Here is a 17,297-nt window from a genome sequence, read left to right as displayed (position 1 = left end):
GAAAGGTCAACAAATGTCTATATCTTCCGTACCGGCGATGCCGCCACCGCTGCTGCGCAGTGGCGTATCGACCTGGATTGCTACCTTCGTCGCCTGCGTGTGTGCCTTCATGGTCGTGGTGGACGGTGCCATCGTGAACGTCGCGCTACCGGCGATGCGCGATGACCTGGGTCTGTCACCTGTCCAATTGCAGTGGGTAGTCGACATCTACCTGCTGTTGCTGGGTGGCTTCATGTTGCTCGCTGCACGCGCCAGCGACATCTATGGGCGCCGGCGCCTTCTGTTGTGGGGTTTGACGCTGTTCACTGGAGCCAGCCTGGCAGGTGGCTTTGCGACTTCCGGGAGCATGCTGCTGGCATCGCGCGCAATGCAGGGTTTGGGCGCGTCGGTACTGGCGACCTCACCGCTGGCAGTCATCGTCGCCGCCCATCCCAAGGGGTCGAGTCAGGAACGAGCGATCGGCCTGTGGGCGGCCTGCGCCGCGATGGGCTCCGCCTTTGGCGTGGTCATTGGCGGCTTGCTGACGAGCCTAGCCAGCTGGCGCTGGGTGATGTTCGTCAACATACCTGTCGGTATCGTCCTGGCTGCGGTTGTTGCCGGCTGTCTGCGACCACAGCTCACGGACGACGCCCGGGCGAAGCTCGATGTTCTGGGAGCGTCCACTGTCACCCTGGCGTTGGCCTCGTTTCTCTATGCGATATCAGAATCGGTACATGCAGGCTGGACATCCAGTACCGTGCTCAGTGCCTTGGCTACCGCGCTGATCATGTTCGTCGCCTTCATCGCAGCTGAACGCCGTTCGGCCCAGCCCCTGATCAATTTCGAAATATTTCGCCTGCGAAACGTAACGATCGGAATGGCTATGGTGTTGAGCCTCGGCGCGGTTCTCACGGTGTCGATGTTCTTTCTGTCGCAGGCGCTGCAGCGGATCGACGGGCGCAGTCCGCTCGACACCGGACTGGCTTTACTGCCAATGGCTTCGGCGCTGGCTATCGCATCGATCGCATCACGCTATTTGCGGGACGCTGGCTTTAAACATTTGCCCTTCATTGGCAGCCTCGTGTCGGCAACAGGGCTGATCTGGCTCAATTGGCTACCTGTTCATCCATTACAGGTCAGCGAATTTCTGCTGCCTACATTGCTGGTCGGCGCTGGCAACGGCTTGGTGATGATGAGTGCCACGCAAGCAGTTCTTGCAGGCGTTCCACGGAAAGACTCGGGTCTTGCAGCAGGACTAAAGAACACTGCACGCCAGCTAGGTGGAGCCGTGGGCATAGCAGTACTAGGTGCCGTCGCCCATTCAGTAATGGCGACGCAATTGGCCACGGGGCAACTCCCCCAGGCGGCCGAACTTGCGGGTTACCGGTTCGCATTCTTGATGACAGGCATCGTCAGCGTTGTCTCGGCAGTTGCGTCGCTCATGCTGCGAAGGACGCAGGGTCAGGTCTGCCATTTGGACACGAACTGATACGCTAGGCGCCGTAAAAGCATGCTCATTCACAAAATTGATTAGAACCACTAATGCGCTGGGCTTCAGCGCAGCGACAGCAGTCGGTCGATTCGAAGCGCACTGCCCTGCGCCTGAGGAACGAAGTGCTTCTCCCCGCGTATAGACGAAAAAAGAAAAAGCTACCCGAAGGTAGCTTTTTCTTTTTTGAGAGGGGGATTCGGATCGGTGCAAGACCCTTATAGGTAAAGGCTCTCTGCGAATTTATACAGCGGAGCATGGTCTAAAAAATGGTATTTTTTATAACAAAACTCATCCGCGATATCGATCCGTCCGTCTTCGCGATTTGCATAAAATCAATTAAGAAGCCCCAATAGTCTCTGTCCTGCTGGTTGGACCTCTACCGTTCATCGAGGTTCAATCCCTAGCCATCATAAGACCTAACATTTCAGAAAAAACGTCGGCATGCACAAAGCCCAACTGGCGCTTGCCGGAATCGAACTTTTGCATATGGCCTTTAGGTACAATTCGTATTGCAAATTGGCATAAAAAAGTACCGACGAAATGCAAAATGGAAACAGTATTATTCCACAATATTTCGCTCACGCATCTGCTATAAGAGCACCAAGCCGTCCTGTGAAAATTTGTTGGTGACAAACGAAACTACGGTCCCCACCGGGAGCGACTCGAAGTGCTGGCTCAACGGTCGTGCAACACTCAAAAATGCTAATCATTTGCAAGAAGCGGACGCGCCGCTTCCAGCGGCATCATGCCTACACGCTCCGCCAAAGTTGCATCGCTCAACCGGATAGCGTATAGTCAAACCAAGCCGGTACACGTCGGCTTGCACGCTCACCGTGGCGAAGCGCAGTTCTGGCAACGTGTGTAGTACGAGTTTTCCGAAAAAGTCCCTGCTACTTTTTTGGTGTGTGGGCGCGCTGAAGTCTGGTAGCTGTAACTTTTTACGGAGAGCGTTATGCCCACCTCGTTTACCCCTGCTCAGATTGAGCATCTCAAACTTCAAGCAAAAATCACTGCCCGAAACAACGACATTGTTCGCGCAAAAGCTTTAGATAGCATCGCCCATTCATACGGATTCAGTAACTGGTCCTTGCTAATGAAGCACGCAGCATTACCTGAGCAAACCACACCCGCTCCAAAGTACTTCCGCTTCTCCCGTACAAACGAGGCGATGCGTGCCGCCTTTAAAAAGGTCAAGGAACCACTAGACCGTTTTGTCGGCCGCCATGAGGAAGCAGAACGCCTGGCAATAGACATATGGGATGAGTTCGGCTCGGCATCCAACGCAGTGGACTTTGCCGTCGACTACATGACTTCAGCGCTTCAGGTACCACGATTCCATGTACACTCCGCCGCAGTCGTATACTGGGAGATGCGTCACTGGCTTCCATATGAGGCCAGTGAACTAAACGGAGAGACCCAGATACTGGTGAATCGCCGCTACAAGCCTGTTGGGAAAGGTGGCAGCGCGTGGGTCAATTACGAAGAGTATCAGCATCTCAATACCCATCTCACTGAAGTCGAGTTACTCGAAATCGCACATCGCCCTCAGAGCGACGGGTACTTGTATAACGATGGTACGGCCCCTTGGCTATCTCGAGACGCCGCAGAGAAATACCTTTCGCGCCTAAAGAAATTGCAGAAATTTCTAAACAAGCAAGCTAAGGGTTAAGTTCTTCGCACTTCATCAGGCTCGCCCATCCAACTGGTCGAGCCTGAATCTGAAGTACGTGTGCGTTGGAGCACCAAGTCCTTAGTGCAGTCAGAGCATTTAGTTGCTTCCGTTGACTCAGCGGACCAGTCACAAGTTCCTGCTTCAGCCCTGCCACCGATTCTTACTGGCGCTGTTCTGGCTTGCTTTTAGGTAAAGCACTTCTCCAAACAATTCACATCAGTGCGTACCTTAACAATCAGTACAACCCCATGTCTACGAATTCTCTAAAAGCTGGCCCTGATGTGCCACCAACTCGCTACGCGCATTACTAACAGACCGGTGCTGCACATGAGTCAGAAAAGCATCCTGTGATGCTAGCGCTTCGTCAAGCAGCCCTCGCTGCCGCAAGGAGACATAAAGTGCTACAGAGTATGCTTGGCAATTTACAGATCGTTCCGGATTGAACTCAATGTCAGTGAAAGCCGTATAGCTTGTGAGACTCTCGTTTAGTTCAGGATGTTTTGCCAAAGCATTGAGGTACAACCAATCGTAGAAAGCCGTCCTTGGCTCAAGCTTCCAGTCCGCTCCAAAAAACTGAAAGCCGGTGAGGCGTCCTGAAGTAGTCAACCGTGAATCACGCTTGGCTTCCCTTGCCGTCATGAAAAATAGATCGCGATACGGCCCACCAAACTCAAATACCTTACTTCCCTGATAAGCACACTCCACGCAGAAAACCTGATTTCTCTTCACTGTCCGAAACGTTAAGTTAAACGCGCTAAGTGCAACACCTAACTCCACGCGTGACTTACTCGACACTTCCAACACTCTAGAAATTCCTGGCAAACATAGTGCCGCTTCCTGAAGCGAATCTGACGACTTCTGACGTTGACTTGCAGACATACCCGGACTCCATTGAAAGGAGACATAGGTAGTACGGACGAGCGTATCGCCGTCGAGAACGGGAATAAAAATTGGACGTTCAGCCATCAGACATCTCACTGGTACTTGCGGCGGTAGCTTCTCGATGCAAACAGTCCTGTATCGCCGCGATGATGGTAAAGTTTACGCTCGGCAAAAGCATCTCGATATTGATCCAAGAGAGCCTGTGTCTGGAAAGCAGCACCAAGGATGTACCGCGGCTCTATCACGCCAAACACCATCACTTCAGCCTGTTTATCTGTTGGATCGAAGGATTTCAGATGCTCTTGTTCCTCGCGCGAGCCGTCTCCTTCAGCATCATCATACATGCCGCTGAGAGCATTTGCATTACTCAAGGCAGCCAGCGGAGTATCCCTCATTTCAGCAGTAGCTGCGTTGTGTTTAAAGAACGCGCACGGCTTTTCCCAAAGAAGCGACTTTGAAAGGACAAGAACCGTCCAAGCCACTCCTGGATTTTCCTGGCGGTATTTGTAGAACATTAAGGCATTGGGGTGCGCTATCGAAAGACACGTTCCATTTCTTCGGTTGTCGTAGCGATTCTCATCATTCACCTGCGCCTCTACATTGATACGGTGAAGTTGATCCCTGGGAATGATTCCGTCCACCAAGATCGAAGGAATATTGACCGCCCGAGTGAAGTGAACCAAGAATGGTATTTTTAATGCATCAACACTGTCTTTGATGGCTTGATTCATAACCCGTCCTGTATTTGCGCACATGACACCATGTTGGTAAATCATACAGGAAATTTCCCGGAGGGGAAAAGCCCCCTCGGGTAGCAGCCGAGGCTACCATTGCACCAGCATCTAGCGAGTTCTGAAGACTGGAAGTTGCGAATTTTTCAAATTGAATCAGACTGTTAATTAATCAGTTAACCAACCAACTGCAATACAGGGCGATGCACTAGTTTATTGCTTCCAGGTGGCTTAGCAGGCAGATCAAACCCAACCAAGTTCCTCAGAAGTGCAGGAGAAACTCGCATTGCGGCCGCTATATCTTCCGCGTAAATCGATTTTTTCTCAGCCAACAATCTAAAAGCTCGTGCAACGAGCTCTGGCCCCTCTGAAGGAACCAAATGGTCCTCACGCTCCCCGGTTGCTTCACCGGTTCGGCGTAAGGTGATAGCACCTGTCTTGTACTGATCCTCACTAATTAGCTCAAGCTGCCGTGCCCTATAGAGAATAGCTGCCTTGCTGACTTTCCAAGAGAGCTTAAATTCAGAAAGCCCCTGCCAATCCAAGCGTGCCCCGCGTGGACGAGGGAAATGCTTTGCCATCATTGTGCGAGGTATCAACAACGCTCCGGAGAATCGATTAGCCTGTCCCTCTGTCAATCTATCGCCAGTGACAACTCCCGTATGAAGCACAAAGTGACCGAGCTCATGTCCAACGTCCCAGCGTTGGCGACATATACTTTCTTTAGCTTCGTTACGGACGATAGTAGGGCGAGGGACAGCAACTGACAATGCGTCAATTTCCTTAGAGAGCGATTGGAAGCTTGTAATTACTGCCCCAACATTTTCCGCTAGCATATGCATGTTAGCTATTGGCCCAAGTCCTAACTCCCACTCTCTTCGACATTGCTCCGCCGCACGCTCTATGTCTTCTACAGACTGGACGTCAGCAACTTCAGGGATACGGATTTTGGGCAGCCGCAGCTCTTTGTCTAAGTAACGTACTAGTCTCCCTGTAAGTTCGCCTCGTGCCATTACTACATTTTTCATCATTGCCCGAGTCGTAAACAGCTTACGGAAATGAAAGCTGTCCTCCTCCAACATTCGGGTGTGTTCACACAGTAAGAAATCAGGAGCCACATCCAACACAGTGGCAAGCTGTTCAAGCAACGCCGGAGTTGGAGTTGCTTGCCCGGTCTCCAGCTTATGTAAATACTGGCGAGTCTTATCCACTCGCTCAGCGACTTCATCAAGTGTGAAGCCATGAAATATTCGAGCGAGCCGAAGCTCGCTCCCATTGAATTGGTTTTGCATCACTTAATTTGAATTATTCGTACCAGTTCCGCGAACTTCTGGAGGGGAATCAGATTCGCCGGGCTTTGAAACCTCATCATCTCCGTCCTCGCGAATTTCAATTTCAGCAGGCCCCATGTTTGCTGCTGGCGGAATTACTTGATCCACAGCATACAGCGGAGCCGCCCCTGCTTCATAATGCCACTTAGAAATCATTTCATTGAATTTATTATAACCAACAAAATAAATTTGATCTTCATCTTCCTCAGTAAGTGCACGCTCAATTACAAATCGCCACAACACTGGAACGTTATCGTCTTCCTCGAATAAGCAAAGGAAACCATCACGTTTAAAAAAACCTGCTTTCTCAGGGTTTTCCAAGTCATCCCTGAAGAACTTGCACGTCACGTTTCCAATGAAAATGTCAACACCCATTCCCATGCATTTGACGTTGAACCAATGCAACGTTTTGCCGCGGGCCAAAAGGATTAACATCTTCCTAGTGCGTCCGTAAACCGGGCACTCGCGAGTGTAATTGTCGTCGTATTCTGTATCCATCTGCCGGATGGTCAAGTAGCGAACATCCAACATCTTTGCAGCGATAGTGCTAAGCCGCTCGTCGGTAAGATCAGGTTGAAACGTACTCGGATGAGGGTAGTCCACAGAGCGGCTCCTTGCAAAAAGTGAATTTTGTAAACCGAATCATCCTGCACTTTTCCAAGTTTGTCAACCTAAGTCCGCCTGCCAATCACCTGCCTGCAGCCAACATAGTCTTCCCTCGCGCAGTGCCGATTCTTAGCTAGCTACGCATTCGTGATCTTTGCCAAGCGCGCATCATCAAGCACCTTGGCCTTGGAGATATTGGTGACAAAGGTGCGCTTGTCGATATCGTAGCTGCCTTTGTCGCGCGCGATGATGTTGTCCTTGGCGATCTTCTGCGCCCACCATCGCATGGCGCTCATACGGTTCTTCATCGTGCCGGCGCTGACGCCATCGGCCTTCCACTGCTGCACCAGCGCGTCCACATGCTTGGGACGCAGACTGTCAGCATTCATACGGCGATATCCGAGATCATGCAGCTGGTTGACCAGGTGCGAGAGTATCCGCGCGCGGCCGGACTGCGTGGCATAGCTGCCATCGCGATTGCGGTCGCACAGCTGCTTGAGTTGATAGTTCAAGTCGCGCATCGCATGCTCCTACATTCAAACTTGGTGTGATCGAGTCAAGTAAGTGTTTCTGGCCACCGTGCTTGCCGCAGCAAGGACGGTTTGTAAAGGCCCCGGGACACCACTCCCGTGTATGCGGTGTGTTTACTGCTTGCCCGCGCCGCATGTACCGTAGCAGGGTCATACCGTACCATGGTCACGTACCAGGGCCAGGTCCGCCATTCGCACACGGACTGATGCGCTGAGCGCCGTAGAAGCCGGCTCAGTCGCAACCTAATTAGAACCACGAACGCGCGCCGCAGGCGCGCGGGGCTGCCGCGCAGCGGCAGCAGCCAGTAGATTCGGAGAGGGCCGGGCCGGTAGGCCCGCCCCTTCGAATCCCCCGCGCACGCCCCGCAGGGGGCGTGCTTCTCTCCGCGTACAGACGAAAAAAAAGCTACCCGAGGGTAGCTTTTTCTTTTTCATCTGTGGCGAGAGGGGGATTCCAATTGTTCGTGAAAGCCCGCCAAATATAGCTTCCTGCAGTACGATCATTTTTTAATACCCCAATCTATACCCCGAAAACTTTCCATTTAAATAAAGTTTAGATGCTCACAATAATTTCTGAATTTTATTTTACCAATGGAGCTCAACCAAAAATTAGCTTCAGATTAGATATTTCCAATTATTTATACTTATTGCCGTATTTTTAGTTCCTACTTTTCCACTTCCAAATTTTCACGAGGAAAATTTAGGCTCAGCGGAGATGACCTATGCCTGCTGATTGTGTACCCTAAGCGATACCCCAAACCTACGCAAACAAAATTCCTCGTCAATTCCAGAGCAATCTCCAGCTCATCAGCTGTTTTCAAAAGTCCAATGAGAGAGCGAATTAGAGATTCAGTAGATCAGGCAGCTCCGCCTCGTTGCGGACCTTCCTCGCGCCAAAAAAAGTAGTGGTTGGGTATCATCTCAATCGGCAGCCGCCTAGATTTGGCATTTTGAACTTCTCGTGGGTTTCTAACACACTCGTGGCGACTAAGATGCTACCGAGCCTCAATTCGATAGCACCTGATTCTTTCTCGATAATCTTACTAACTTGCCACTAAATAACGCGCCCGGCACCGAACGCGGCCATAGCTTTCGCGACGCGAATTTTTTCAGCAATCATCGGCCAGTCGTCAGCTGCATTAGGACTTACGTGCTGGCTAATCAATGAATAATCCAGAAAAGCTTGAACACGATTTACGGTTCCGCCCTCGGCAATAGCATAATGATACGGGGTGGCTAAACCCTTACGGATAAGTTGAGGCAGGAGCTGAAGAATCCTCGGAAAATGCACTGCCCGCTCTTCGCAAATTTTCCTTCCGACTTGTACCAAAATCCCTGCAAGAAAAGCGAGATCCGGCGCGACTCTCAATACGAATCTTCGCGCACGTTTTATTTTGGCATGCACCGTCGTGGGGCGCTTCACGTCAACCTCTAGGGCGGCAATCCACTCCGTGATTATCTTCTCAATTTCAATGAGCGTCCTGCCTCTAAACCAATGCTGAGCAACATTGCGTATCGACTCTCGCGCTAGAACCCGCTGTATTTTCACATCGTTTGTAGAAGTTATAGCTCGACCGAAAACTCGAACCATTGTTTCTGGCCGCAGGAATACATCGAAATCATCCCCATCATCGTCAAGCCTATCTAGCAACCAGTTCAGCCATACCTCAGCGCTAACCGACGCCATAGGAACTTTATCAAAATTTTCTGCTAGATCTTTGATAAAGCTAGGGCTAGCTCCAGTTTTGGCGGCGAGTTGATCAATCCAATCGACGTGAGTAACGCTTTCGATAGAACTGAGTCTTCCAACAAGCGCCGACTGGCGATCCTTTACCCATCCCTCAGCTGCAACCGAACTTTTCCTATTCTTTTGGTAGAAGCCAAATGTACGTCGCGCAAGATAGGCAAAACTATCCTCAGTATCCTCCGCAGCTCTGAGTGATACAGCAAGCCTGCGCAATAAATACTGTGCTTCTACCGTAGCGGGCTTAGAAACTTCAATCTCATCGAATAAGGTTTCCAGTGGATCTTTCAAAGGTAGGCACTGATCATCTGGTGCAAATATTATTTCAAGATCACGCTCATTATCAAAATCCATAGTTTCAAAAGAACACTTTACCGGCGCACCAGGAACAACGATAGAAAGTCCAAGCGCGGCTTGACCCGCTCGCCCCGCCCGCCCCATAGCATTCAGCAACTCATGCGGCATTAGCGAAACCCGTTTCTTTTCCTCGGGGTCTGAGTCATCCAATCGGTCCGTGCCTGCTACCACGACAACCTCACATGGTAAATTTAAACCCTGAGCTAAGGTTGAGGTAGCTGCAAGAACATTAACACCACTTTCTCTATCTTTAAAATACGATTCGACTAGCGCTCTTTCTTCTGGTAACAGCTCACCGTGATGAACGGCAGCGCAAAGTGATCCCGAGTCATACATCGCTTCCAACTGTCCCACCTCACTTAGGGATTTAGTGCGCCACTTATCACGGTCAAGACTATGTCGTTGCGTAGGTTTAGGAATGACTTTGTTAACGGCGTTTGCGATGCTCACACAATTCGTTACGCTGTCGCAAAAAATGATAACTTTGATTCCTCGTAATGCGAGGCTGAGTGCTATACAAGCTGCAACGTCATTACGATTTGCGGTTAGATATCTTGATACCTTGCCCTTGCCCACGCCTAATGGAATTGCTCTGGATGTAAGCGGTTTGACGGATAGCTTTTCCAAAGATCCTGGATTCCATCCAGACTCAAGCGAAAAGATTCCATACGGGACAGCAGTTGGCTTTGCCTCGCCTCTAACTGGCTTAGCTCTTAGACCATTTTCTAGCACGCGAAGCTCCTCGGATCGATACACGACACAGCTACGCAACTGTCGGGTTGGCTTCCATTTACTTGCGTAGCAAAAGACCGGTCGCAATAGAAGCGATTGTATCCAGCTGGCCACCTCCTCGCCATTGTTAATCATCGCTGAAAGTAGCAGGCAGTCAGCACCCCCATTGACATCAATAAACGTCAACAAACAGAGCATAGCGTCCACGCTGCGACGATCTGCCTTGAAGGTGGCGTTCGACTTGGCTCCGGCCCCAAGTAAATGGCACTCATCAAATACCAGCAAACCGATATTAGAAAAAATTTCCGGCGCAAATGACAGTAGCGCAAAACATCTCTCGGGCGTCACTACCGAAATCGGAGGAAGTACGTCGATATCATCATCTAACGATATATCTTCAATACTCTTTGCTGTCTCAATTTGACCAAGGCGCTCAGTCAAGTCCTTCTCAACCTGACTAACTAGAGCATGAGTTGGGGCTAGATAAAGCACCGATTTACCACTTGTAAGCGTAGCCGCAATTTTAAGGCAGGCTAATGTAGTTTTACCCGACCCTGTAGGAGTCGTCATCACCAACGAGTTACCAATGTCTAAGTATCCTAGTGCAATCGCTTCGCGATGGGTCTCCCACAAAAATGGACTTCTGGACGCTTCAGTCCTAACCCAACTTTCCCATTGTGCGGAATCTGAGCCTAAAGGTGGTTGCAGTAAGACCACTGCCGAATCAGAAAATCCTTCGGAGATAATCAGGAACAGAGACGCAATTTGATAAGACGCACCAAAGATGGTGTGCGCCGCGATTTCGTCCTGGCCAAACAAATTGACCCTAGAAGTCTGAACTGCTAACTCTGCGACAGTACGAAACCGCCTCCTAGCATGCTCGATTTCTGATGGGCTACTTTGACCGAGCCCGACTGAGGCCATGACCAAAAGACCCTGTAATATCTCTCGAAACAATAATTCACCTGGATCTACCTCATGAAGATCCGTATCAACCAAGGAACTAGCAATGCTGATGAGACTTTGAAGCTCACCTCTTGCATATGACTGGATGCTCTTAGCTACTGCGCGAGCGTAGGGTTTCGCGATGCTATCGCAGACGACATTCTTCGCAGCTTCTGAGGCGTCAGACGAACGTTCCGCGATTAGAAACAATATTGAGGATGCGAGAGCAGATCCTAAAGAATGTTCGTTCAAAATCAGCATCGAAGTCTGGCCGGCAGCGTACGCCGCTTGTGTGATAGCTTGTCGAGCAGAAGCGGCAACAAAAGCCATAGACCTCGTAAAGCTCTTATTCAAGCCGAGAATGATCTGACCTTCATAGGTCGCCGCCAGTCTAGATAATCGTTCGACCAAGGTAGCCAACCCGTCGCTATTGTGTATAGCGTCCGGTGCAGATGATGACAGCCGAGCACCAGCTATCTCAATATAGACTCTTGTCAGTTCACTAGATAAAGTATTGGGGTCTAACCCAGACAAGGGCCGCGCACCCTTAATAACTGCTTCCGAAACTGGGTCAAACATCTATCTGTCCCCTTCTGGTCGAGCGTATGTTTTTTCCATCTCTTGCACCTTTAAATACACCTTATCAGCGATTTCATTGAGAATATTTCTGACATCGCTCATCGGCATAACCGCAGCAAATCTAGCGTTCTCGGCGCTATCAGGCACAGTCGTGTCGAATCCTTCAAATAGATGTCCATACGCGCCGCTCTTTTCTCGGTTTTTCCCGGCGGCAACCGCGACACGGAAGTGGCGTCTCTTCTTCCAACTAACAGCTTCTAGAATTTTTTCCAAGTCGTTTTCAGAAACGCCCTGTAAAGTCTTCAATAAACCCTGTACCTCTGGGTTAAGCTCATCGTCTCTCTCTCCGCTGAGAATAAGCTTGAAGTCACCCCAAACACCAGTCGTAATTAACTTTCGCGGATCAGAAGAAGCCTTGTCTTCGCACACGATCAGTCTGGAAATTTCAAATGCCGTTCTATCGATTTCCAAAACGATACCATCGAAGCCTTTATCGGCTTGGCGAGGATGAGGTGCGGCTTTAAGCGAGCCAGGATATTCCATCGCAGCGGCAAGCCATGAAATATGTTGAAAAAGAAGCCCGTCACGGTGAGAAATCCGAGTATCCAGCACTTTCTGAGCCTTCTTTTTCACTTTTACATCCGAACTTAAAAGGTCTGCCTTTAGATCATCATGTTTATATTTCAGCTTCTTAAGGGCACCAAAAAATGGATTGCCAGGTAGACCAGTTGAGCTAAGAGGAAGTAAAGCTCTCGCGATACGATCCGCGTGGGTATCTTTCTGAAGGTATAGCCAAGCTATCGCTTGGATAAACTTACTCTCGTCGCGCACCACCCAATTGGAGAGAAGACAGAGTGCAGGAAGTTGGGACTGATGGATCGTTAGGGGCATAGGGAAAATAATTATTAAATTTACACTAGCATACAGCAACAATTCCTCAACGCATGTTTTTACCATTTTTACTTACTTAAGCAAAAGATAAAACATCCCTTGGTGAGATGTGCGGGGTGGTTCAATAGGATACTCCGCACACACTGAGGGTCAGTGGCAGCAGTTACCATGTAGTATGAGAACTGCCGCTTCGGTCGGTGCCTGCTTTAGAACGTGCGACAATGTCCCTTATTGGCCGCAGACGGCCATGCAACTAAGCAGCCTATCGTATTCGCTAGTTCTTCCTGCAGGCGTAGCTTTAGCTCGCTAGGGGAAATCCAAACGCCACGCATCAAGGATTTTGAAAAGGCTGCAATCGAAACACCCTGTGCCGACATATCCGGCAACCAATCGCGCCAACAAATTCGTGGACCTCAATCCCCCGCTGGCAAACATCCTACCCAAGGGCCAAATGCACAATCCCGCGCATAATCAGGATGCGGCCATGTAGGAAACCCAGGAGCACCAGAATCGTCGGCGAGACTAGACCGCCTATCAAAACCTACTGCGCGTCGGTATTCGCGGCCTGCGACGCTCACCGGCTCGCTACGGTTTGTTAAGGGCCTAACCCTTCAGATTCTTCACACAGCCCCCAAGCACTTCTCTATCAGCGGCTTGCGATACCAAATGTTTGAGACGTTTTGCCCCCCTCTGCCGAAATAAGTGCTGCGCACTATTGAGGAAAGATGACCGGGTTTCAGCATATGTTTCAATTCACTTCCCCTCTGCAACTGACCGAAACGTGACCACTCCGATATTACAACTCGTCCTTATATAATTCTTTCAAAATATTTGGGGAAATCGATGGTTTAAAAAATTTATTTACCGTAAGGCAGCCAATTATTTCGCATTTTTAATCAACATTGGAGGAGTTTTCGTGTACTTGTTGACTGCCGAATACGGACTGCATTTACCGCCAAAATTTCCATATTGATTCCAAATTAACTTGGTGCTGTATTCGCTGCCGTACTCACCATATTCATTAAATATGTATTTGATGTCATGTGGGTTAGATATTTTCCCCAAATGAGTGTTTTGGTTATCCTGTTCGATCAGAATCGCATCCTTTACTATTGAGTAAACTTCTTCGCCGAAGGCTGGAAGCCCGGTTAATAGTGGAAAAACGGCACACAGTAGATAACTGCCCACGCGCATAAATTGCACTCAGAGATGAATTTGTAAGAATAAGTTTTTTCCCATAAACATAGCATGTTGCAATTTAAAAAATATCATTCTTTATCACTGGCTTGGATGAAAGACCAAAGAGGGACGAGGCAGCTTCAAATCATGGCAGTCAGCTTTCGTCCGAATCCTGTCTGGTAAGCATATCATCTTGCTCAGAAGGAAAATGCACCAAATCTCACGGCTAACCCGGCAACTGGCGCGTAATTTCCTTACGCAGTTTCAGGTTCCGGCTTCGGCGCGGACCGCCCGACCCCGCAGGGCAGGTTCCCGTTGAGCGCCGCAGGTGCGAATAAGGGAAGTGAAGTTAGCTAACCGAAGGTTAGCTAACTTCACCTATCCTGCCCCGCTTCGCGCAGCGACTAAACCACAAAAATCATCGGACGCAACTTCGACCGAACCATTTTTTTGCAGGTACGAGAGCAAATTTAGCAGGAATGTATGCCGAAACTAGCACGGTAGTTCCGCCCCGTGCAGCGACTGAACCCTTAAATCACCGGGTAATACCTCGGTCGAGCCATTTTTTTGCAGGTACGAGAGCAGATTTAGCAGGAATGTATGCCGAAAGTAGCACGGTTGATCAGCGGCAATAGGCAGCGTCCAAGTGGGAACATTTGACATGCATCTGGGCCGACCTTGATCAATGTCAGCAACAAATTTTCATAGTCTGCTTTACGAGTTCTACACGGCAATAGCGCGCTTCTCCTCCGATGGCTGCGCCTTTCCGCGTGGACAGAAAGTGCTCCCCCTGGAGGCGGTCAAAACGATTGCTGACAGGTATTGATGGCGTGAGATGCCAGCAGTCGCATGCACATGTGGCGGCGATACAGCAACAGGACCAATAAAATCGGGGCCGCGCCAATGCATCTATCGCATGAAGAATGCGCTGTCGATTGCCGATTTTTTAGCTGCTAAAGCTTCCACGAACCCGCTCCTGTGTCCAGCCTTGATCTCACACAAAGTGCGCGGCAGGCTTGATCCAAGTGGCATGGCAGGCCGATTCTTGTTGCACCAGCGATTACGGCATTCGATACTGGACCCATGTTTTCGGAATAATGATTGCGAGCGGGTCTCGATGAAGGACGAATCGGTCGCAGGGCAAGGCCTGCGGCATATGCCATTCGCCCCGGTGCTGCCGCTGGCATTTTTGATTCACGAAGGGGGACGCCATGAAAGCAGCGACAGCCGAATTCCTGAAAGAGCGCCGCGTGGAACCTCGCATGGGCGAAGAGCGCTTCATCCGCCTGGGCGAAGTGCTGGCAACCTGCGGCAAGTCGCGCAGCAGCGTTTATGCAGGCATCAAGGAAGGCACCTTCCCTGCCCCCGTAAAACTGCAGGGACGTTCCTCCGCCTGGCTCAGGAGCGAGGTGCTACGCTGGATGCAAGCGTGTATCGAGGCCAGCAGACCTGCAGACACGGTATGCTCAATAATCGACAATTCATCAAGCACCAGGCCAATCGGTAACAAAGGAGCCTGAGCCAAATGAAGCGGGAAAAGTACCGGGATACCTGCGGCATAGATACGCTCACCTCCGCCGCTGCGCCACCCTGGCATCCCTCATGGCATCGATCAAATCATCTTCATCAATGCCCAATCCAAGGCAGCCAAAGATGATGTCGGCGCAGTAGTCGTACAGCAAATCAATCACTTCGGCACTGCGCTCCTTCTGGATTTTCTCCAGTATGATCTGCATGTCGCTTCTCACGCCTTCGTCGGTCACGACGCGGCTCAGCGCAGGGAATACAAGGCCGTGCAACCGCTCCAGCGCTTGCCTTCCAACCTGGCTTACGCAGCGCTCCACCTTTCTATCGTCCATGGCAACTGGAAGCAGGCAATGCCGCCTGACGGGCTTCGGTGGACGCATATGGGCCGCGTCGAATTCTGTGCGCGGGTCCAGCCCCTCGTGCAGCATTTGGCGGGCGACTGCGCGGCGGCATCGAGCAAGCGCCGACGAGACTTCCGGGTAGTGGCCGAATGTCAGCGCATTTTCCTTGCCGTCCTTCTGGCGAAATTTCATGCGCCAGACCTTTGTTCCAGTCGGCATGACTTCAACATACAGGCCGTAGCCGTCGAATAACTTGAATGGCTTGTCTCCAGGCTCGGCCTGTATCAGCTGCTGCTCTGTCAGGGGTTCAATTCGTCTTGGCATGGCTGTCTCCTTAACGATGCGGCGCTGGCCACACCAGTTCCAGCGCTCCATGATGGCCTGGCGGCGGCGTATCACCGCGTTCCACGGCTTCCAGGTAGTCGGCCCACTCCTGCATCATCTTGCGGCGCTCCGCCAGGAACTGGGCGCGGTCGTAGGCGCTGGCCACCTTGTCCTTGGGTGCGTGCGCCAGCTGGCGATCCACCACTTCATGGCGGTAGCCCATGCGCTCCTTGATGGTGCTCATGGCCAGCGCACGGAAGCCGTGGCCGGTCATGCGACCTTTGTAGCCCATGCGGGCCAGCGCCACCAGCAGCGTGTTGTTGCTCAGAGGCTTGTCGTGGTCGCGCTGGTTTGGAAACAGGTACGTGCCGCGGCCCGTGATGGTGTGCAGCTGGCGCAGCAAGGCCAGCGCCTGGCGCGAAAGGCAGACGTGGTGATTGGTCGTGTCGGGGTTGACGGTCAGCTTGCCACGCTTCATGCGCTGCCAGGGAATGACCCACTCGCCCTTCTCCAGATCGACTTCGCTCCATGGCGTCTCTATCAGTTCGCTGGTGCGCACGAAGATCAGCAGCATCAGGCGCAGCGCGATCCGCGTCGGCTCGAACATGCGCGCCTCGTTGCGCGCCAGCGTGTCCAGGAAAACGGGCAATTCATCGGCATTGATGGCGGCGAAGTGCGAAACGCGCTTGGTCTTCAGAACGTCCTTCATGTCCACCACCAGGTTGCGGTCGGCCAGGCCGCACTGGATGGCGTAGCTGAATATCTGCGAGCAGACGGCTTTCAGGCGATGCGCAATCTCGGTCGCGCCGCGCGCCTCGATCTTGCGCAGCGTGGCAATCAGTTCGCGGTGCCGGATTTCCGTGATCGGCCGGTCGCCGATGCTTGGGAAAATATCGGCTTCCAGGCGCTGCAGCATGTTCTTGGCAGTACGCTCGCTCCATGTCGGCACCTTGTTCGCGTACCACTCGCGGGCGATTTTCTCGAAGGTATTGGATGCTTTTTCGGCGGCGAGCCGCCTGGCGTCGTCGCGATGCTTGCCAGGGTCGATTCCCTGCAGCTGTAAGCGGCGCGCCTCCGTGCGCTTTTCACGCGCCACCATGATCGAAATTTCCGGATAAGGTCCGAAGGTCAGCGTATTTTCCTTGCCGTTCGATTGACGGAATTTCATCCGCCAGATCCGCGAACCGCTGGGCATCACTTCAACGTACAGGCCGCCGCCATCGAACAGCTTGTATGACTTTTGCCTGGGCTTGGCATTTTTGACCTGGAACTCGGTCAGGGGAGGAATGATCTTGGCCATGGCTGTCTCCTCAGCATATGCGTCAGAAATCACTTTAGACCGACGAATGAGGGCTTGGTTGCCAGACTTGGGGTAAGCTGATCTGTATCTAGCTCCGATTTTTACTGGCTGCAGCTGGACAGTACTGGACGCCAGAATACAAAAAAACCGCTTTA

The 17,297-nt window shown here is 51.3% G+C and carries 12 protein-coding genes; 3 read left to right on the top strand and 9 right to left on the bottom strand.

What is annotated here, in order from left to right; all coding sequences use genetic code 11:
- Positions 1–13: 13 nt before the first annotated feature.
- Positions 14–1,468, top strand: coding sequence for an MFS transporter (locus tag AC3RCG_RS06825; RefSeq protein ID WP_492405283.1), 1,455 nt, complete (start codon positions 14–16; stop codon positions 1,466–1,468).
- Between the two features lie 955 nt (positions 1,469–2,423).
- Positions 2,424–3,140 (top strand): P-loop NTPase family protein, encoded by a 717-nt coding sequence (locus AC3RCG_RS06820; protein ID WP_230503556.1) that lies wholly within the window; start codon positions 2,424–2,426, stop codon positions 3,138–3,140.
- 255 nt (positions 3,141–3,395) lie between these two features.
- Here AC3RCG_RS06820 and AC3RCG_RS06815 read toward each other — a convergent pair whose 3' ends face one another.
- From AC3RCG_RS06815 to AC3RCG_RS06785, 7 genes are all read right to left on the bottom strand, one after another.
- Positions 3,396–4,109 (bottom strand): DarT1-associated NADAR antitoxin family protein, encoded by a 714-nt coding sequence (locus AC3RCG_RS06815; protein ID WP_230503554.1) that lies wholly within the window; start codon positions 4,107–4,109, stop codon positions 3,396–3,398.
- A gap of 8 nt (positions 4,110–4,117) precedes the next feature.
- Positions 4,118–4,756: a DarT ssDNA thymidine ADP-ribosyltransferase family protein gene (locus AC3RCG_RS06810; protein ID WP_492405286.1), complete on the bottom strand. Its 639-nt coding sequence runs from the start codon at positions 4,754–4,756 to the stop codon at positions 4,118–4,120.
- A gap of 176 nt (positions 4,757–4,932) precedes the next feature.
- Positions 4,933–6,048, bottom strand: a complete 1,116-nt coding sequence (locus tag AC3RCG_RS06805; protein WP_230503550.1) for a helix-turn-helix domain-containing protein — start codon at positions 6,046–6,048, stop codon at positions 4,933–4,935.
- Between the two features lie 3 nt (positions 6,049–6,051).
- Positions 6,052–6,690 carry a hypothetical protein gene (locus tag AC3RCG_RS06800; RefSeq protein WP_230503548.1) on the bottom strand — a complete coding sequence of 213 codons (639 nt, stop codon included), beginning with the start codon at positions 6,688–6,690 and terminating at the stop codon, positions 6,052–6,054.
- Between the two features lie 140 nt (positions 6,691–6,830).
- Entirely contained in the window at positions 6,831–7,214 is a 384-nt protein-coding gene (locus AC3RCG_RS06795) for a phage integrase N-terminal domain-containing protein (protein WP_492405289.1), read from the bottom strand.
- Positions 7,215–8,277: 1,063 nt separating this feature from the next.
- On the bottom strand, positions 8,278–11,580 hold the full coding sequence (locus AC3RCG_RS06790) for a DEAD/DEAH box helicase (RefSeq protein ID WP_492405291.1): 3,303 nt from the start codon (positions 11,578–11,580) through the stop codon (positions 8,278–8,280).
- Positions 11,581–12,537, bottom strand: coding sequence for a hypothetical protein (locus tag AC3RCG_RS06785; protein ID WP_492405293.1), 957 nt, complete (start codon positions 12,535–12,537; stop codon positions 11,581–11,583).
- A gap of 2,324 nt (positions 12,538–14,861) precedes the next feature.
- Between AC3RCG_RS06785 and AC3RCG_RS06780 the strand changes: the two genes are divergently transcribed.
- The gene (locus AC3RCG_RS06780) at positions 14,862–15,170 is read left to right on the top strand and encodes a helix-turn-helix transcriptional regulator (RefSeq protein ID WP_492405295.1); all 309 of its coding nucleotides are present in this window, start codon (positions 14,862–14,864) and stop codon (positions 15,168–15,170) included.
- Positions 15,171–15,218: 48 nt separating this feature from the next.
- Here AC3RCG_RS06780 and AC3RCG_RS06775 read toward each other — a convergent pair whose 3' ends face one another.
- Together AC3RCG_RS06775 and AC3RCG_RS06770 are read right to left on the bottom strand one after the other, a co-directional pair.
- Entirely contained in the window at positions 15,219–15,842 is a 624-nt protein-coding gene (locus AC3RCG_RS06775; protein WP_492490416.1) for a DUF4102 domain-containing protein, read from the bottom strand.
- Between the two features lie 10 nt (positions 15,843–15,852).
- On the bottom strand, positions 15,853–17,142 hold the full coding sequence (locus AC3RCG_RS06770; RefSeq protein ID WP_492405299.1) for a tyrosine-type recombinase/integrase: 1,290 nt from the start codon (positions 17,140–17,142) through the stop codon (positions 15,853–15,855).
- Positions 17,143–17,297: the final 155 nt, after the last annotated feature.

The sequence above is a fragment of the Janthinobacterium sp. GW823-FHT01H08 genome (genome assembly GCF_058797855.1).
This window is presented reverse-complemented; position numbering and strand designations above follow the sequence as displayed.